We start from the raw sequence: 19,146 nt of genomic DNA, 5'->3' as shown, positions 1-19,146 counted from the left end.
TTGTGCTGGCGACCATAGCAAGAGTGAACCACCTGATCCCTTCCCGAACTCAGAAGTGAAACCTCTTCGCGCTGATGGTAGTGTGGGGTTACCCATGTGAGAGTAAGTCATCGCCAGCTCATTATTCTAAACACCCTCAACTAGCGTTGGGGGTGTTTTTTTATGCAAGAGAGAAAATAAAGTTAGAAAAACAATAATAAATTGAATAGAACTTCTGATTAAAATCTTTATGTCTTTTGATAAATCTGTGCTATACCTAATAAAACGGCATAGAAATTGCTTATCAAAAACTTATATATTAAGTTGTTGAAAAACATAAATTTAAAAGAGTGGGTGAAAATGAAGTTATCGGTTGGATTAAAAGTTGCAAACTCCTTGTCACTGACACCGCAGTTACAACAAGCCATTCGTTTGCTTCAACTTTCGAGCTTGGAACTTGAACAAGAAGTTCAAATTCAGTTGGACAGTAATCCCTTATTAGAAAAAGTCGAAGAACAAAGTAGTGTCGAAAGTTTATCCACCTTAGAAGAGCAAGAGCATGATCAAAAGGATTTGACTAAAGAATTAAATGCAGATCATCTACCGAATGACTTGCCTGTCGATACAGACTGGGATGATGTGTACACTCATTTACCCACGAGTTTGGGAGCAGCGGAATATGAAGAGCGCGAGGATAATCGTCAGGGACATTTAGGTTTAAAAGAGCACATGATGCAACAAATCAATCTGTTGCATTTTTCTCAAGTCGAGCAGCTCATTGCCTACTGTATTGTCGATGCTTTGGATGACAATGGTTTCTTGGATTGTGAAATATCTGAAATCACTACATCTGTGCAACATTTATTGATCTCCATGGAATACGAAGATGAAGTTGAAGACGATGAAGTTTTGGTCGTTTTGAAACATATTCAGCGTTTAGAGCCGATTGGTATTGGTTCGCGTAATTTGGCGGAATGTTTATCTATTCAACTCGAAAGTTTGGCTATAGATGTGCCTTACCGTCAGGAAGCGCTACAGTTAATGCAACATTATGAGCTTTTAATCTCTAATGATTTGCCAAAACTATTGAAGCAAACAGGTTTGAACGCTACGCAGTTACAACATGCCGTGGCATTGTTGAAAACATTACAAGCGCATCCTGGTACTGCATTTGAAGATCAGGATTCAGACTACCAAATTCCAGATGTGGTGGTTAGTAAAAAGCAGGACCATTGGCAGGTGCAGCTGAATCCTGATGTTGTACCGAAGCTTAGAATCAATTCATTTTATGCCAATATGATTAAACGCGCAGATCAAAGCGAAGACAATCAATATTTGCGCAATCAAATGTTGGATGCAAAAAACTTTATTAAAAGTGTCGATGAGCGTCATAAAACTTTATTAAAAGTCGCAACCTGCATTGTGCAACATCAACGTGAATTTTTAGAAATTGGTGCTGAAGGAATGAAACCGTTGATTTTGCGTGATGTTGCCGATGAGGTGGGGTTGCATGAATCTACAGTTTCACGGGTGACCACCAATAAATATATGTTAACTCCACGTGGTTTATTTGAATTGAAATATTTCTTTTCAAGTCATGTTGGAACAAGTTCAGGTGGAGAAGCATCCTCAACTGCGATTCGCGCCAAGATAAAAAAATTAATTGCAGAGGAAAATCCACGTAAACCTTTGTCAGACAACACAATTGCAAACCTTCTCAAGGAAGAGGGAATTGATGTAGCACGCCGAACAGTTGCGAAATATCGTGAGTCATTAAATATTCCGTCATCTTCTGAACGAAAAGTCTTGATCTAATTTTTAAAATCGGTCTATTCTAAGGATTCATTATGACCAAATAATGAATCTTTTTTGAAGGAATAGTTAGACATGATTTAAAGTGACCGCTACAGTGATCTGTTATTTGGCAATCAATCATGTGAACTATGCCTTCCTAATCCTAATGAAGGTGAGGGATAGAATTATGCAAATAACAATTCGTGGACATCACTTAGCTATCACCCCTGCAATTGAAGAAAATATTCGACTTAAATTTGCACAAATGACCAAACATCTGGATCAGGTCAATAGTATGCAGGTGAAATTAAGTAAAGATCATCAAATCGATAAACATTCTAAAAAAGGTAGCGCCAATCATATTGCAGAAGCGATTATTCGTTTACCTGGAACGGAGCTTTTTGCGCAGGCTAGTGCAGATGATATGTATACTTCAATTAAGATGATGACAGAAAAATTAAAACGTCAGTTAGAGAAACATCGGAAGATGCAGTTGGATTATCAGCCTTTAGCCATCTAGTTAAAATGTGATTTAAAAAGAGGTTTTGGATAAACCTCTTTTTTTATTGCGATAATGTATAGGATTAATGAATTATTTTTTCTATTTATAGTAAAATGACAGGTTTTTACACCGTTGGTCCTATAAGAGGTCTTTGTGATGAATAGTGAACAGCTCACTGAAATTTTAAAAGCTGCTTTTCCAGAGGCTGAAGTTGCTGTTAGTGGGCAAGGCGGCAAGTTTGATCTTCGTATTGTAGATAATCAGTTTGAAGGTAAGCGTCCTGTTGCTCGTCAACAAGCAGTGTATGCACCATTGAATAGCTATATTGCCAGCGGTGAAGTTCATGCGGTTACAATTCGTGCAATGACACAAGAAGAATGGCGTAAAGCAAGCTTATTTGGAGCTTAATAATTTAATGGATAAATTTTTAATTCAGGGCGGTAATAAGCTCGAAGGTGAAGTGCGTATTTCTGGTGCAAAAAATGCAGCCTTGCCACTTCTTGCTGCAATGATTCTTGCAGAAACGCCAATTACATTGAAAAATGTTCCAAATTTAAAAGATGTAAATACCTTGGTGAAGTTGATCGCAGGCTTGGGCATTAAAATGTCTTATGAAGGCGATACAGTCATTGCAGATACATCAACGTTGGACAACCAATTTGCACCTTATGAATTGGTAAAAACCATGCGTGCTTCTATTTTGGTGCTTGGCCCATTGGTCGCGCGCTATGGTAGTGCAAAAGTATCTTTGCCAGGTGGTTGTGCAATTGGTTCACGTCCTGTCGATCAGCATCTTAAAGCACTTGAAGCTTTAGGCGCAGAAATTGAAGTTGAAAATGGCTATGTGAATGCCAAAGTTAATGGTCGCCTTAAAGGTGGCGAAGTGGTCTTTGATATGGTCACTGTTGGCGGAACAGAAAACATTCTCATGGCTGCGGTATTGGCAGATGGTGTTACCACTATTCGTAATGCTGCACGTGAACCTGAAATTACCGACCTTGCGCAAATGCTCATCAAAATGGGCGCTAAAATTGAAGGTTTAGACACCGATACTTTAGTGGTTACAGGTGTTGAACACTTGCATGGTTGTGAGTATTCAGTAGTTGCTGACCGTATCGAAACAGGTTCTTATTTGGCTGCAGCTGCAATTACGGGCGGTAAAATCAGAACCACACATACCGATCCTGCCTTGCTAGAATCTGTGTTAGATAAGTTTGAAGAAATGGGTGCGGAAGTCACACGTGGCGATGACTGGATTGAACTGGACATGATGGGCAAGCGCCCTAAAGCCGTGAGTTTCAGAACTTTACCACATCCTGAATTTCCAACAGACATGCAAGCACAGTTAATGGCGGTGAATGCGATTGGACGCGGTTTTGCTACCATTTCGGAAACTATTTTTGAAAACCGTTTTATGCATGTCCCTGAGTTGTCACGTATGGGTGCCAATATTCAGGTAGAAGGCAATGATGCGGTGGTGACAGGCGTAGAAAAACTTTCTGCTGCACCTGTTATGGCAACTGATTTACGTGCCTCATTCTCGTTGGTGTTAGCAGCATTGGCGGCAGAAGGCGAAACATTGATTGACCGTATTTATCATATTGATCGCGGTTATGAAAATGTAGAACAAAAGTTACAAGGTTTAGGCGCCCAAATTAAGCGAGTAAATTGATGAATGACATGAGAAACGATGATCCAAATTTTGACGTCATGGGCAATTTTGATCATGGTTTAACTTTGGCATTAAGTAAGGGGCGAATTTTAAAAGAAACTTTGCCTTTATTAGAAAATGCGGGAATTAATTTACTGGAAGATCCAGATAAATCACGTAAGTTGATTTTCCCAACCACACATAAACAAGTGCGTATTTTAATTTTACGTGCCTCTGATGTACCAACTTATGTTGAAAATGGTGCGGCAGATATTGGGGTTGCGGGTAAAGACGTGCTGATGGAGCATGGCGCTCAAAATGTATATGAGCCGCTGGATCTGAAAATTGCCAATTGTAAATTAATGACTGCGGGCAAAGTTGGTATGCAGCGTCCAAAAGGTCGTTTAAAAATTGCCACTAAATATGTGAATTTGACCCGTCAATATTATGCCAGCTTAGGTGAGCAGGTTGATGTCATTAAACTCTATGGCTCAATGGAATTAGCACCATTGGTCGGTTTGGGTGATTACATTGTCGATGTGGTTGATACAGGTAATACTTTACGTGCCAACGGTTTAGAGCCGCTAGAAGAAATCTGTAAAGTATCTTCACGTTTAATTGTCAATAAAGCCAGTTTTAAGCGCAAGCAAGATTTGCTCAATCCAATTTTGGCACAACTTGAAAAAGCTGTGGCAGAACGAGAGTTGGCAAAACAATCTGCTTAACTTTGTATCCATCATCCTGCCTTCTCAAAAAACCGTCATTTAATGACGGTTTTTTTATGTCCACCCATGATTCTGTTCTTGAATGATTTTGAACGTGAATTTCCATCAAAACATACTGCTTTCGCCATGTATAGATTCCCACAAAGCCCTAGAAACAAGGTAAACTAAACTTTTCTATCAAACCTTGTGGGTAAATTGATGCGACGTTTATCGACTCAAGATCAAAGCTTTAAACAAGCCTTTGCAGACTTGTTGGCTTTTGAAACTGTCAGTGATCCTGAACTTTTAAAAACTGTAGATCAAATTATTGCTGATGTGCGTCAGCACGGTGATGCTCAGGTTCTTAAACTCACTCAACAGTTCGATCGACATCCAGCGCATCAATTTTCAGAACTTGAGTTAAGTCAGGAACAACTGAAAGCCGCATTTGATGCTTTAGATAACGAAGTTCGTGAAGCTTTGGAATTGGCTGCTGTACGTATTCGTGAATTTCACCAAGCGCAAAAGCAGGATGGCTGGACTTATGTTGATGCTTTGGGCAATACACTTGGGCAAAAAGTCACGCCATTAGATCGCGTTGGTATTTATGTACCGGGTGGTTTGGCATCTTATCCATCTTCTGTGCTCATGAATGCCGTGCCTGCGCATGTTGCTGGTGTACCTGAAATTATTATGGTGGTACCTGCACCGAATGGTGAACTCAATCCATTGGTTTTGGCGGCTGCATATTTAGCAGGGGTGACTCGTGTATTTACCATTGGCGGAGCGCAAGCTGTTGCTGCATTGGCTTATGGTACAGAAACCATCCCATCGGTAGATAAAATTACGGGGCCAGGTAACCGCTTTGTGGCGGCTGCAAAACGTGCTGTATTTGGTCAGGTTGGCATTGATATGATTGCTGGGCCATCCGAAATTTTGGTTTATGCCGAAGGTGAAAATAATCCTGAATGGTTGGCGATGGATTTACTTTCCCAAGCCGAGCACGACACGGTTGCACAATCTATCTTTATTACACCAGATGCGCAATTGCTGAATCAGGTTGAACAAGCGATTGAACAGCACTTGGCGAATTTGCCTAAAGCTGAAATTGCCCGCACTTCTATTGCAAATCGTGGTGCATTGATCTTAGTCAAAGATCGTCAAGAGGCGATTGAATTGATCAACCAAGTTGCGCCCGAACACTTAGAATTGTGTATGGATGATCCACAAGCGATGGCAGAAGAAATTCGTCATGCAGGTGCGATCTTCATGGGGCGCTATACACCAGAAGCGATTGGTGATTATTGTGCAGGACCAAACCACGTTTTGCCAACGTCAGGTACGGCACGTTTTTCATCACCATTGGGTGTTTACGATTTCCAAAAACGCTCAAGTTTGATTATGTGTTCAGCTGAGGGCGTGAAAAGTTTGGCGAAAACCGCTGATATTTTAGCGAAGCAGGAAAATCTGGATGCGCATGCACGATCAGCACGTTATCGTTATCAATCATAAATAGCATTACAACCTCTCCCTGACCCTCTCCTAATAAAGAGAGGGGAATTTAAACCACACAAATTTTGTGTCTTTAGTAATGAAAATTCCTCTCCCTTTGGGAGAGGTTAGGAGAGGGTTTAAAGAGAATACAAAATGAATATCACAGCAGAACAAATGCGTTTTTGGAGCCCTGAAGTACGTGAGCTAGAGCCTTATGTACCGGGTGAGCAGCCAAAAATTCAAAATTTATTAAAATTAAACACCAATGAAAACCCGTATCCACCTTCGCCTAAAGTGGTGGAAGCGGTGCAAAAGGTTTTAGAAAACTCGGCAGATGCACTGCGTTTATATCCAGACCCAGATGCGTCTGAGCTTAAGCAAGCCATTGCGAAACAGCAAAATGTAGCTGTTGGAAATGTCTTTGTTGGCAATGGTTCAGATGAAGTCCTTGCACATATTTTTAAGGCTTTTTTTGTTCAGGAACAGCCGTTACTGTATCCGGATATCACCTATAGCTTTTACCCTGTATATAGTCAATTTTTTGGGGTGAAAACTAAAATTTTGCCTTTAAATGATGATTTTGAAATTGTAGTTGATGACTATAAGCAAGCCAATGGTGGCATTATCATCACCAATCCGAATGCACCGACCAGTATTGCTTTAGGTTTAAGCGCTATTGAAGAAATTTTACAGGCCAATCCAAATTCAGTGGTCGTGATTGATGAGGCTTATGTCGATTTTGGTGCAGAGTCTGCAGTAAAATTGGTAGAAAAGTACGATAATCTTGTGGTGTGTCAAACCACATCTAAATCACGTTCTTTGGCAGGTTTACGTGTTGGTTTTGCGATTGCGCAACCGCATTTAATTGCCGCACTGGAAGCCGTGAAAAATAGTTTTAACTCCTATCCAATGGATCGTTTTGCGATTGCAGCAGCGGTGGCATCTTTTCAAGATCAGGCGTATTTTGAAGCACAATGCCAAAAAGTTATTGCAAGCCGTGAGAAATTGGTGACGGATTTAACGAGCTTGGGCTTTAAGATATTGCCATCACACGCCAACTTTATTTTTGCATCACATCCTCAACAGGATGCGGGTGAATTAGCTGCAGCATTACGTGAACGCGGTATTATTGTGCGTTATTTTAATAAACCACGCATCAATCAATATTTGCGCATTACTATTGGTACAGATGATCAAAATCAACGCTTAGTAGATACTTTAAAATACGATATTTTGGCTTAATTGTTAAAATATCGTAGAGGCGAGTGAAGCATTGAATTCACTCGCTTTTTTTGTTTTTGCGACATGCTATTGCGCAGGTTTGTACCAGCGGTTCAATAAGTCCAACATCGCTGAAACCTTGTCAAAACATTCTTGATATTCTGCTTCACAAACAGATGCAATCGTGACGCCACCACCAGCCCATAATGAAACATCTTGCTGATATTTCTGAATAGAACGGATCAGGATATTCCAAGAACCCGTTCCATCGGCATCAAAATAACCCATAGAGCCGCAATAGGCGCCACGTGCTGCACCTTCGAGTTCATCTATAATTTGCATGGCACGAATTTTCGGTGCGCCTGTAATTGACCCACCTGGCAAGGCAGACATCAACACATCAAAAGGATTCATCTCGGCTTTTAGTGTTGCGGTCACTTCACTGACCATGTGATGCACTTGGTTAAAAGACTCAATATTGAATAACTTTGGCGTTTTGACGCTGCCAGTTTCGGCATAAACACTTAAATCATTACGTAATAAATCCACAATCATCACATTTTCAGCCTGATCTTTTTGGGACGTTTGTAATTGAAGTTTAGATTGCTGATCTAAAAGCGGATCATCATAGCGTGGTGTGGTGCCTTTAATGGGCTTGGTGGTAATTTTACGATCTGCTTCAAATTCAATAAATAACTCTGGTGAGCAGCTTAGAATTTCAAAATCATGGATGCGTAAATAACCTGCATAAGGCGCATTGGTCAGTTGCCAGAATTCTGCGGCAGTTGTTAAAAGCGGACCCTCAGCTTGGGCTGTAAACTCTTGTGTCAGATTGATTTGGTAGCAATCACCCGCCACGATATAGTCTTGTACACGCTTAAATGCCTGTTGATAGTCGGTTAAATCCCAGCGTGCCTGACAAGGCGTCATGAGATGGAAAGGCTTGGCGGGTGCTGTTTGAAGTATATGGTGTGCGATAAAATCATAAATTTCTGCAGCAGACTCATCAGAGCTATAAAAATACCAACCAGTCGCTTCTTGTTGTAAATAGCTTTTAAATTGACCTAAAAAAACACTGGGTTGGGCGCGAGACTGCATATTGATGTGTTGCTGTGCTGCTGCATCATACGAAACAAACCCCATTACACTGCAAAATGGGGCGGTGTCAGCATCTTCTAAAGCACCGAGATGAGCTGTTAAATCTAATTGAGTTGGACTTAATTCATATTGATCCAATGCCGTTTTTTGAAAGTAAAAATGTTGATGGTTTTGCTGCACACAATAGCGTTCAGCCAAAAAAGCAATACGTGCCTTTCCATTATTTTGCAAATAAATACAATGTGAAAGTGCTGCCAAAGCTTGCAAAATTCTTGCAGCCTCATATTCAGGTTCACAGAATAATTTTTTAAAATGAGTAGGATAGGACATAAAGCGTAAACAGCTGAGAGATTTTAAAAGGCTATTTTACATGATTGCAGCAGATAAAAAGCAAATAACCGTTTGTCGGTAAGATGTGGATTGCGACCAACAGCAGTTGAACAAAAAATAACTCAGATATACCTTTGTATGTGCAAACCGGCTACTCAAGGAATGTGTGTCAGTGTTGTCCTCATCAAATAAAAACACAATCACTGGCACTGAGTGGTAAAACCAAAAAAATAATACTCTCGGGAGAGTAACAAGATGAAAAAATTTACTAAACTTGCTTTGGTATCATCAATCGCGTTAACGACAAATGCAATGGCAATGCAGGCAATGGACGATACTGCATTAAGCGCAACTACTGGTCAAGATGGTTTAAGCATCGGGATTGGTATTTCTAAAATCGAAATCGAAAAACTTTTAATCCATGATAATGATGGTTTGGCTGCAAAAGGTGCTGCTGGAGACTTAGGTTTCGGTGGTAATTCAAAGGCAGGTGCTATCGTAATTAAAGGCAATGGTATTGCTGGAAATGCAAACGAAAAGCATGGTATTGTGATTGGCGCAAACTATGATGATAATGGTGCTTACTTGTTAGCTTCTCGTAACTTAGCTGACTTAGTGATTGATACAGACGCTGGTACAGGTACCAATAGTGCATTTATCAACGTGGCGGCACAAGTATCTGGCTTAGATATCAAAATTGGTGAAATTGGTGTATCTGCATCGAATGCTATGCCAGCAGCTGGTGCAACTAATATTCGCCGTGGTAACGATGATAAAAACTATAATGCAATTTTATCTGGTTTAACTTTAAAAACAGGTAAAATGGATGCCAATATTCAATTGGGTGCGGCTCCACAAGGTGCAATGATTAAATTAAACACCACAATGGTGGGTGGTTTAGAGATCAAAGACCTAGGTATTTTAGATAACTCTACTAAAGCAGGTACTGGAGATGGTACTGTAGGTAATCGTGCAGCAGGCCAAATCTATGTAGATAGCATTAAACTTACTGATGCAAACTCTAAGGACTTAACCTTAAAACAAAACATTAGTGTGATTGGTAAGGAAGGTACTAACAATGGTTATATCCGTATTGTGAGTACTGGTGGTGCTAAAGATAACTATGTAGCAGGTATCCATTTAGGCAGTAAGGGTGCTGCTTCTATTGGTGATATGGAAGTTCAAGGTTTACAAACTTACTTTAGTCCAGCTGCTAGTGTATATACCAAAGGTGCTGTTATCACCATTTCAGGTCACTAATTTAAAAACTGAAAAAGCGCGTGAATTCACGCGCTTTTTTTTACAAATAAACTGATGAGTTCGCAAAAAAATAAAGAAAGCTCTTTTTTTTTTCTATAAAACGAGTATCTTTCTAAATACAAGGAAGTAGAGTGAAAACTCTAAAATAAAAATATTAGGCAGGTATTGCCGAGAACTAAAAAGTAAAAATATATGTTAGAGATCGCTTTGGGCTCGGCATTGATCTATTACGCTGCCACACAAGCCTTTGATTTAAAAGAACAGCATCCTGAAACTGTGCGTTACACAGAAACTTTGGATTCTAGAAATAATTCCTTTACCCGTATGCACAGAGAGCCTGTGCAAATTAAACCTGCTTTAGAAGATCAATTTCGCGGAATTGTGCGCCAAGCCTATGACTACAGTTGTGGTTCTGCAGCTTTAACAACCTTGCTGAATGGTTATGTAGGAACACAATTAAACGAGCAACAAACCATGAGTGGCTTGCTGCGTTATGGAGAATACGACCGAATTATTGAACGTCGTAGTTTTTCGCTATTGGATATGAAGCGCTTTGTCGCAGCTTTGGGCATGGAAAGTGGTGGATATCGCGGGGAGTTTTCGGATTTAGTTAAACAAGGACAGCCTGCAATTGTGCCGATTTCCTATGCAGGTTTTAAACATTTTGTGGTGTATAAGGCATATAAAAATGGACGTGTCTATGTGGCAGACCCTGCATTAGGCAATATCAGTTTCGATGAAGAACGCTTTAAAGAAGTTTGGGAGAATAACACCTTATTTCTAATTAATGTCGCACCGCAAAATCGTCAAACTATGTTGGCATTACAAGAAAAAGACTTGCGTCATGTGGAAGACGCAACTGTGAATCGCTATGCCTTTGTCGATATTCAATATCCACAATTTGCCATGGAAAAAATTGCAGATAAAGCATCGACTATACGTTTAGAGCGTAATTTAAATAAAGATTCTGAAAATTATGGACAGTATGAGCATCGCTATTTAAGACTCTACTACAAAAACAAATAATCAGTTGTTCACGAAATACAAAAATAAAAAATGGAAGGGGTAAATCATGGATCGTAAATGGATGAATAAAACCTTATTGGCTCTCAGTATTCAAATGGTATTTGGGGTGGCTTATGCCGCAGAGGAGACGCAATTAGGGGAATATGAAACTACAGCTGAACAGGCAGAAGTATCAGATACAGCAGCATCAACTGCAGATACAAGTGCTGAAACAAATAGTGCGGTTGTCGCTGCAAATGGTGCACAAGCAGCATCATCTGCTTTGCAACAGCAAGAGGGCGACGCAACCAAAGAGGCGAATTTAGAGGAAGTGTTTACCTCGAATGAGCGTCAATATTCCCTTATGAGACAAGGTGAAATTTCATCTTATTATGATATTGATTATACCTATCATCGTGATACGCAGCTTGACCTTGAAATGGCTCAAGGTCAGTTGTATCAGCTTCGTGTGCAAGAAAATGCGTCCCACGCATTAACTAACACCTTCACCGCACAATATGGTTTGCGTGACAATTTAACTTTATCTGCTTCTGTACCATTGGTTGCAAAGTCAGACTTGTTAAAAGATGCCACGGCAGCAGGCTTGGGGGATATTTCTTTAGGTGCACGTTGGGAGCCATTCCCATTAAAAGCGGGGCGTTTACCTTTAATTTTATTCGCAAATTTATCGACCAAAACGGGGGATAGTCCTTACGAGATTAATCCTGTTAAAGATTTATCAACAGGTAAGGGTTACTACTCTGCAGGCATCGGTGCAAGTACGCGTAAATATATTGACCCTGTTGTATTGTTTGCTTCTGCTTCAGCCAACTATGGTTTTAAAGAAAGCGGTCTCAATCAAATTCGCGGTAGACGTATAATTGAAGAATTTGAGCCAGGGATTAGTGGTGGTTTTGCTTTTGGTTTTGCATATTCGTTTAACTACGATGTGTCGATGACCATGTCTTATCAGCAGAGCTTCAATACTGGTTCTGAGTTTTTTTATGAAGGAGGTGAAAGCTATTCGCCTGCAGACCAAACCAGTGCGACTTTAGCTATTTCATTAGGCGTGCGCGTTTCGCCTGAAACCATTGTGAATGGTACGGTAGGAATCGGTCTGACCGAAGACGCGCCAGACGTATCACTTGGTTTGTCATTCCCACTGGATATTCTCGGTTTCGGTAAAAAAATTCGCTAAGAGGCTAGTCGCATGAAAATGATACGACTTCGCCCGTTAGTGACTGCAATTATACTGTCGGGCTGTTCAGGGGCTGCTTTTGCGCAGCTTGGACAAAACTTATCTGTCGATATTCGTTCTTTGACTATGGGGAATGCGGTCACTGCAGATCCTCCTGGTATTAGTGCGATTCACTTTAACCCTGCTGCACTGACCAAAATTGAAGGTTTGCAAACAGATGTGCAAGGGGTATTGGCACATTTTGATGTACAGCGTGAGCTTTCTGTTCCAGCAGGTTATGACGTATTTGGTTATTCTGATGACCCTGTGGTGTGTAACGATGGGCCAGAAATTTTGGCCGATTTTTGTACCGATTTTAAAGGTACAGTACAAGCCGATGTAGAATATCCAACGCTGTATGTCCCGATTCTGAAAAAATTTGTCGATTTGGGTAAAGGCATGCCACTGGCAGCGCCAACCAACGGTATTGCCTATAATCCACCAGGTTCCAAAGTGACCTTTGCCACCGCATTATATGCACCGCTGATTGCAGGCTTTGGTGCCGAAAATGGTAACCCTGGTAACTTTATGGGACAACAGGTTGCCTTAGAACGTATCACCTATCTTTCTCCATCTATTGCCTATCAAGTCAATGATGAATTGTCAGTCGGTGCGTCAATTGGGATGTCTTACCAAGCTATCGCCATGAATACCGATTTGCGCTTCCCGAATGAACTAATCGGGATGTTGCGTATGGTGGATGAGGTCGTCTGTACGCCATTTAAAGAAAATTCAGACATCATTACCGATATTTTGTTGCTCGGGATTTGTAATGCCGAAGAAGGTATGAATCCATTTTCGCGTTTTGGGCAAATGCAATTGGCGGTTGAGCAAAGTTTAAGCCCGAGTTATAACTTGGGTATTTTGTGGGAACCGACAGAAGATTTTAGCTTTGGTATGGTGTATCAGAGTGCAGCTAAAATGCGCTTGAAGGGCAAATATCATATTGATAACTCGAAAGCACCGCGTGAGTTAATTAATGGTTTGATGTCTTCACCAACAGGGCAGATTTTAGCGGCAATTTTAGGTTTCCCAAGTTATATTCCAGCCAGTGAGTCTGGTTTGGTTTCTATGGATTTTGAATATCCTGCGCACTTTCAAGCGGGGATAAAATATAAAGTCATGCCTGATTTACAAGTCAATTTTGATGTGGGTTGGACTGACTATAAAGCATGGGATAAATTCAAATTCGAGTTTGACCGTCAAATCTCGGCATTAAAAATTGCAAAATTGCTTTCGGAGCATGTGTCTGATGACAGTTTAGCTTTGCCATTAGAGTTTAAGTCACCGTGGAACTGGGGTGTTGGCATCGAATATTCAGCCACAGACCGTTTAAAACTGCGTGCGGGTTATGAACCACGTGGTAGTGCGATTCCTGACAATAAACGTAACACTATGGTACCAATTAATAATGCACGTTTATTCGGTCTGGGTGTGGGATATCGTTTTGATGCAGATACAGACCTTGATTTATCCATCGGCTTTTTACAAAGTAAGGATAAAATTCCAGCCAATACCAGTAGCTTAGCCAATAAGGAAGGTGTGAATAACCTGCTGTTAAACCCTTATGCGGGTTTGAATGTGAAAACGGATACAAAAATTACAATTCTTGGATTGAGTTATAGAACACGATGGTAAGTTCAGTACGGAAAATAAAACGGACTTTATTTTCAAAGTCGATACTCACACTGATTTTCAGTATGGGATCGGTGTGTTACGCGAATCAGTTTTACACCATTATTGGACCAGATGGTCGTCCAATTGTGGTGCAGCGTAATGCTGCAGAAAAAAAGCAAACGATACAGGCGTTGGAAACCGCACAACAGCAAAAGCAAGTCCAACAAAAGCAACTACAAGAAAACCAACAACAAGACCAGTTTAAGCAAGACAAGGTGCATCAAGTACAGCAGATAACTGCTCAAACATCCGTTCAGGTATCTAAAAATATTTCTGTTCAGGCGAGCAAGCAACTGAATTTGTCTAAGCCGAATATCTCAGAACAATCCGCTATGTCACAAAATCAGGCTAGTCAAAGCAAAGAGAACTCATCATTGCGTGCATCACACACTGAGCCAAATGCAGTGCAGCAAGATATTTCCAGTGCGGAATCTGTTCATCAAACAGGATTGGCAAAAGAAGCAGCGATCAACAAAGTCGCGGTAAAACCATCTGTACTAGAGGATTTACAACAGCTTCCTCAGCAATTTGCGATTGATCCATCCACAGTGTCTGTTTCTAAAAAAACACCAGATCAAGCATCGCATGCATCTGCCCAACAAACGGGTTTTATGGAGATGGCGGGAGAACAGTATGTTAAAAGTGAGTATTTGGAAGATCAGGAGTTTAATTTAGAAGGAAAAAAACGCTTTTACAGTATGCCAGAAGGCATGATTGACACAAAAAATGGCGGCGGTACTCGCATGCAAGTGGTCGAACGTGAACGTGGTGTAAGCCGTTCCATTCTCAATAAATTATTTAAAAAGCAATCGGTTGCTGAACCTCAAGCCATTGTTTTGGCTGCAGACTATTATCGTGTTAATCAAGCTGAAGCAATTGAGGGTTTGGGGCAGCAATGTTTTGCTGAAAGCAAAAAAAATAAAGCTAAAACCTTAAAAGCACAACAAGATTTAAATTTGTGGCCTAGAGCTCCCTTAACCGAAAAATTTGATTATGAATTGGTGAAGTTAGAAGGCAATATTCAAAATATTCAAATCAACTCTTATGCTACGAAGCAAAATCAACCTACCTTTTATTGGCCTTTTGTGGTTTTTCTGGATCAAAAAGGCTGTGTGATTGAAGGTGCTGGTGGTTTTAGAAATCAGGATACTGCAGGCAATGTCTTACAACACGAGGTGATAGAGGGCATGCTGCAACTTCCAAAAAATAGCCACTATGTATTATTAACGCCATTGGCTTCTGCAGTGGATATGGAACATCGCGCGCTCAGTAACCAAGGGCAATTAAAACTCATTGCGATACGCTAACAACAATAAGAGAATTCAGGATGAAAACAAGACATATTTTACCTTTTGCAACGACAGCATTGATGGCGGCATTGAGTGGCTGTGGTGGAGAAAGTGCCAATATTAATCCAGAGCCTAATGCTGTGGCGTATATCAACGGGAGTTGTGCCAGTACAAAAAAAAACTGCGTGGAATTTGCATTGGATTATCCTGTGGATGGTTTGAATTTTACCTGTAGCAGTGATACCAGTAAAACCTACATCACCATGATTGAGCCGAAAAGTAATGCGGCAACAGGTAAATGTAGTGAAGGAGATAAAGTCCACTTCTTTATTCAGGAAAAGACCAATCAATATATTGATTTAGGCACAGTATCATTGTCTGATATTGGAATGGTCAGTACTGCAGGCGCGGGTTATCCACGTTTAAGTGTGTTAGATATGGCACGTGGATTAACAGGACGCCAAGCAACGAGTTTAAGTAGTAGTGACGAAACGATACAGGTCGCGACTGCAATTGTACGTGTTTTACAGGCTTTATCTCTTGAAAATAAAAATTTTGTCGCAGGCGATATTCAGCCTTTAACGATTACGACACTCAAAAAAGAACAATTGGCAAATGTTGCTGAGTCCGTTGAGCTTGGTGACTATCGTTCAGGGGCTTATGCCAGTATTTTACGCCCGTGGGTAGATGTGTCACAGGTATCTCAAGATGATGCTTATCAAGCATTAAACACCTTGGTTTACATGAATAACTCGGCATCTTATCAAGCTAACTATCCAATTTTAGCCAAAGAAGATTCACAATTACCACAGGGTTTATATGGCTGTAATTTGGCAGATTGTAAATCTACGGTCGCAGATTTGAAACACCTCATTGGGCAGTATCAACTGATTAGAGACCGTTCAGGGTATACCTTCGGTTATGGTATGCAGTGGAAAGGTGCGGTGTCTGCGAACACGACTAACCCAATTTTAACGGTGAGTGGTGAATTGATTCGTAAAGTGCGTCCTGAGCGTATGGTTGCAGCAGCACAAACCACATGGGTCAACCCATTGAATAAACGTATTCAGGGGCCATTCCGTTTTAGTGTGAATGACAATGCGGCTGATGATTTTAAAATTACCCAAGGTAAGGTGTTTAATGATTATTTAATTGCAGGCACGGAAGGTTTTTATAAATTATTGACCAAATCTACAACAGCGAATCCTGCAGATTATGGTCAATGGCAACAAACCATAGGTACCGATCAGTTCAAAGGTTCTTTTGATGCCTATAAATTCTTTTCTGTGAACTTTTTGGATAATCGCGTTTTTAAAACCCAGAAAAATGTACCTTTAGGCAGTCGCTATATTTTCCCAATTTATGCAACCTTGACCTTTAATTTTGATGGCGGAACGACTACAGATAGCATCAAATTAGGTGTTGTTTTAGATGAGGATGGCAATATTCGTACAGATATAGCACCAAATGCCACAGAAACCGATATGTCTGGTCAGTGTGCAGCAATTCGTCAGTCTGGTGCTGAATATGTTGATACAAATGGTGTGCAGCAATACCGTATAGGTGTGTTAGGTGCAACCGATATCGACAATAAAGCAGTCACTTTACGTATGATTTTAGCCAATCCAAAATTTCATAAACTTGATGGCGCAGTCATTGGTTTGAATACCAAAATTGAAGCGGTTGAAGGTGGAAATGGTCAAGTGGTGGGCGGTGCACGTGCCAATATTGGCAATTTAGTTGCAGCCAACTCTACACGTATTACATTGTCTGATTTCAATGGCTCAACAGTGAAGTGGAGCAATATTTATCATGCGCAACTTGCAACTTACGTGGCTCAAAACCCTGCTTTAGCAACTGATGCAGATAAAGCTTTGGTGAAAGCCCAAGGTGGAGCTGTAAGTCTAGATGTTGCTGAGTGTTATAACCCAAATAAAGTGCGTATTTAGCATTAATTTTAGGTGACATAGTGATGAAAATAGCCCACTTTAGAGTGGGCTATTTATTATTCGAATTTTAGCTTGATTCAAATGAACATCATGTGGGGTTTTTAACCCGTATGATCTGTACGTGAACCTAAGGTTTCTAAGTGGGTCGTAAAATGATTGTTTTTTCGATCTGCAAAGTAGTGTTGTAAAGTACGTTCTACACTTGGGAAAGCCAATTCAGACCACGGAATTTCATCTTCACTAAACAAGCGTGATTCGATGGTTTCTTCACCTGCACCAAATTGACCATTCAACAATTGAGCTTTGAACAGCACATAAATTTGCCCAATCCGTGGAATGTTATACATGCAATAAAGTTGTTCGATTTCAATTTCCGCTTCGGCTTCTTCGCGGGTTTCACGGGCAGAACCTTGCTCCATGGTTTCAAACATTTCCATATAGCCTGCGGGTAAAGTCCACAAACCATAGCGTGGTTCAATTGCACGACGACACAACAATACTTTATTTTCCCAAACGACCAATGCACCACAAATGACTTTTGGATTGACATAGTGAATATTGCCACATGCGCTACACACTTGACGTAATTGCTGATCGCCAAGCGGAATTTTCATTGTTGTTTTTTGTCCACAATTTCCACAAAAGTTCATAGTGATCGTCATTGTTGAAGGGAGTTCTCAGAATAACTGAAAATTTCAACTTTGGCATCCTCTCTATCTATTGCCCACCTATTTCAGCTATGATGAAAACTTAGACAAGGAGAATTATAAGGCATGATTGATCATTCGCTCACGCATCTATTACAGCAACGTTTGCGCTTTTCTAAAACGTTCATGGAAGCGCATGCAGCGGTATTGATTGCCATTACCGACGAGTCTGATCCAAAGGTATTGCTAACCCGCCGTTCTACCTTACTCAATAATCACGCGGGTGAGGTGTCTTTCCCTGGTGGCAAACGCGATCCGCAAGATACCAGTAATATTGTGGTGGCATTGCGTGAAGCGCAGGAAGAAACTGCATTAAATCCATTTGAAGTGCAGTTGATTGGTGACTTGCCAATGCAAAAAGCCCGTAATGGAATGTTAGTCAAACCTGTGGTGGGGCTGATTCCCCCAAAAGTAGAACTAATTGCACAACCTTCAGAAATTGATCGGATCTTTTTTGCTTCTTTACAGCATTTGATGGAAGCGCCACCAACGCCGTATGAAGTGAGCTTTGCACAACAAAAATTATATTTTCCGAGCATGCAGGTTGAAGATGAAGTGGTTTGGGGTTTAACAGCGCGGATGTTGGTGTCTTTATTTGAATATGGTTTGGATTATCGTAAAGAATGGCCGTTTTTGTTAAATTCACCAACATTTAAGAAATAGAAAAATTTTGATGTGAAAATAGGAAGGAACCATGTTGTATAAATTTAAAGGATATGCCCCGAAAGCAATGCAGCAACCGTGGGATGGTTGGGTGGCGGATAATGCCACGGTCATTGGTCAGGTTGAGTTGGGGCAGAAAGTCAGTATTTGGTTTGGGGCTGTGATACGTGCCGATAACAGTAAAATCAAATTGGGTAATTTTAGCAATGTTCAGGAAAATGCTGTATTGCACACCGATGCAGGCATTGAAATGCAGATTGGTGATTATGTGACTATTGGACATCAGGCGATGTTACATGGTTGTACCGTGGGCGATAACAGTCTGATTGGCATTAATGCAGTGGTACTGAATCATGCGGTGATTGGTAAAAACTGTATTATTGGCGCCAATGCTTTAATTCCTGAAGGGAAAGTGATTCCCGATAATTCTGTGGTGATGGGTTCTCCCGGTAAAGTGGTTAAGATTTTGGATGAGTCTGCAGAAGCACGTTTAAAAATGAGTGCGCTGCACTATGCTGAACATTTTCAGCATTTTGTAAACCTAGAGCCTGCAACACTCTAAAATAGAATTTGCATCGTTTAGTCA

Annotated in this window: 17 protein-coding genes and 1 rRNA gene; 16 read left to right on the top strand and 2 right to left on the bottom strand. The window is 40.7% G+C overall.

What is annotated here, in order from left to right; translation table 11 throughout:
- Positions 1-4 precede the first annotated feature (4 nt).
- The 8 genes from rrf (at position 5) to hisC (ending at position 7,366) form a co-directional block, all read left to right on the top strand.
- Positions 5-119: ribosomal RNA gene (gene rrf / locus FTV28_RS10360) — 5S ribosomal RNA — on the top strand.
- 220 nt (positions 120-339) lie between these two features.
- Positions 340-1,794 carry an RNA polymerase factor sigma-54 gene (locus FTV28_RS10355; protein WP_179990347.1) on the top strand — a complete coding sequence of 485 codons (1,455 nt, stop codon included), beginning with the start codon at positions 340-342 and terminating at the stop codon, positions 1,792-1,794.
- Positions 1,795-1,960: 166 nt separating this feature from the next.
- Positions 1,961-2,293 carry a ribosome-associated translation inhibitor RaiA gene (raiA, locus tag FTV28_RS10350; protein ID WP_004975196.1) on the top strand — a complete coding sequence of 111 codons (333 nt, stop codon included), beginning with the start codon at positions 1,961-1,963 and terminating at the stop codon, positions 2,291-2,293.
- A 138-nt stretch (positions 2,294-2,431) separates the two neighbouring features.
- Positions 2,432-2,683: a BolA family iron metabolism protein IbaG gene (gene ibaG, locus FTV28_RS10345; protein WP_004975198.1), complete on the top strand. Its 252-nt coding sequence runs from the start codon at positions 2,432-2,434 to the stop codon at positions 2,681-2,683.
- Positions 2,684-2,690: 7 nt separating this feature from the next.
- Positions 2,691-3,947, top strand: a complete 1,257-nt coding sequence (gene murA / locus FTV28_RS10340) for a UDP-N-acetylglucosamine 1-carboxyvinyltransferase (protein ID WP_004975199.1) — start codon at positions 2,691-2,693, stop codon at positions 3,945-3,947.
- Complete coding sequence (hisG, locus tag FTV28_RS10335) at positions 3,947-4,651, top strand: ATP phosphoribosyltransferase (protein WP_179990345.1); 705 nt, start codon at positions 3,947-3,949, stop codon at positions 4,649-4,651. The genes murA and hisG overlap by 1 nt, the downstream gene beginning before the upstream one ends.
- 186 nt (positions 4,652-4,837) lie before the next feature.
- Positions 4,838-6,142, top strand: coding sequence for a histidinol dehydrogenase (gene hisD, locus FTV28_RS10330; RefSeq protein ID WP_179990343.1), 1,305 nt, complete (start codon positions 4,838-4,840; stop codon positions 6,140-6,142).
- Positions 6,143-6,277: 135 nt separating this feature from the next.
- Entirely contained in the window at positions 6,278-7,366 is a 1,089-nt protein-coding gene (gene hisC / locus FTV28_RS10325) for a histidinol-phosphate transaminase (protein WP_179990341.1), read from the top strand.
- 66 nt (positions 7,367-7,432) lie between these two features.
- On the opposite strand, the gene FTV28_RS10320 is transcribed toward hisC, so the two are convergent.
- Complete coding sequence (locus tag FTV28_RS10320) at positions 7,433-8,773, bottom strand: anthranilate synthase component I family protein (protein WP_179990339.1); 1,341 nt, start codon at positions 8,771-8,773, stop codon at positions 7,433-7,435.
- Positions 8,774-9,028: 255 nt separating this feature from the next.
- On the opposite strand from FTV28_RS10320, the gene FTV28_RS10315 reads away from it, so the two are divergent.
- The 6 genes from FTV28_RS10315 to FTV28_RS10290 all read left to right on the top strand — a co-directional run bounded on the left by FTV28_RS10315 (position 9,029) and on the right by FTV28_RS10290 (position 17,190).
- The gene (locus FTV28_RS10315) at positions 9,029-10,033 is read left to right on the top strand and encodes a DUF6160 family protein (RefSeq protein ID WP_179990337.1); all 1,005 of its coding nucleotides are present in this window, start codon (positions 9,029-9,031) and stop codon (positions 10,031-10,033) included.
- Positions 10,034-10,225: 192 nt separating this feature from the next.
- Positions 10,226-11,059 (top strand): C39 family peptidase, encoded by an 834-nt coding sequence (locus FTV28_RS10310; protein WP_179990335.1) that lies wholly within the window; start codon positions 10,226-10,228, stop codon positions 11,057-11,059.
- Positions 11,060-11,105: 46 nt separating this feature from the next.
- The gene (locus tag FTV28_RS10305; RefSeq protein ID WP_179990333.1) at positions 11,106-12,236 is read left to right on the top strand and encodes a hypothetical protein; all 1,131 of its coding nucleotides are present in this window, start codon (positions 11,106-11,108) and stop codon (positions 12,234-12,236) included.
- Positions 12,237-12,248: 12 nt separating this feature from the next.
- Positions 12,249-13,913 (top strand): OmpP1/FadL family transporter, encoded by a 1,665-nt coding sequence (locus FTV28_RS10300; protein WP_004975217.1) that lies wholly within the window; start codon positions 12,249-12,251, stop codon positions 13,911-13,913.
- On the top strand, positions 13,907-15,259 hold the full coding sequence (filE, locus tag FTV28_RS10295; RefSeq protein WP_179990331.1) for a putative pilus assembly protein FilE: 1,353 nt from the start codon (positions 13,907-13,909) through the stop codon (positions 15,257-15,259). Before FTV28_RS10300 ends, filE begins: the two co-directional genes overlap by 7 nt.
- A 20-nt stretch (positions 15,260-15,279) precedes the next feature.
- A complete protein-coding gene (locus FTV28_RS10290; protein ID WP_179990329.1) occupies positions 15,280-17,190 on the top strand; it encodes a flagellar protein FilF in 1,911 nt (636 codons plus the stop codon).
- 101 nt (positions 17,191-17,291) lie between these two features.
- Here the strand turns inward: FTV28_RS10290 and FTV28_RS10285 are convergent, their stop codons facing one another.
- Positions 17,292-17,840, bottom strand: a complete 549-nt coding sequence (locus FTV28_RS10285; RefSeq protein ID WP_179990327.1) for an NUDIX hydrolase — start codon at positions 17,838-17,840, stop codon at positions 17,292-17,294.
- A gap of 123 nt (positions 17,841-17,963) precedes the next feature.
- Between FTV28_RS10285 and FTV28_RS10280 the strand changes: the two genes are divergently transcribed.
- Together FTV28_RS10280 and FTV28_RS10275 are read left to right on the top strand one after the other, a co-directional pair.
- Positions 17,964-18,560, top strand: coding sequence for a CoA pyrophosphatase (locus tag FTV28_RS10280; RefSeq protein WP_179989108.1), 597 nt, complete (start codon positions 17,964-17,966; stop codon positions 18,558-18,560).
- 31 nt (positions 18,561-18,591) lie between these two features.
- Positions 18,592-19,122: a gamma carbonic anhydrase family protein gene (locus FTV28_RS10275; protein ID WP_004975229.1), complete on the top strand. Its 531-nt coding sequence runs from the start codon at positions 18,592-18,594 to the stop codon at positions 19,120-19,122.
- Positions 19,123-19,146 lie beyond the last annotated feature (24 nt).

It is taken from the genome of Acinetobacter sp. YH12252, from assembly GCF_013417365.1.
Taxonomy (GTDB): Bacteria; Pseudomonadota; Gammaproteobacteria; order Pseudomonadales; family Moraxellaceae; genus Acinetobacter; species Acinetobacter towneri.
The sequence above is the reverse complement of the archived record's forward strand: the minus strand, read 5'-3'. Positions and strand labels throughout refer to the sequence as shown.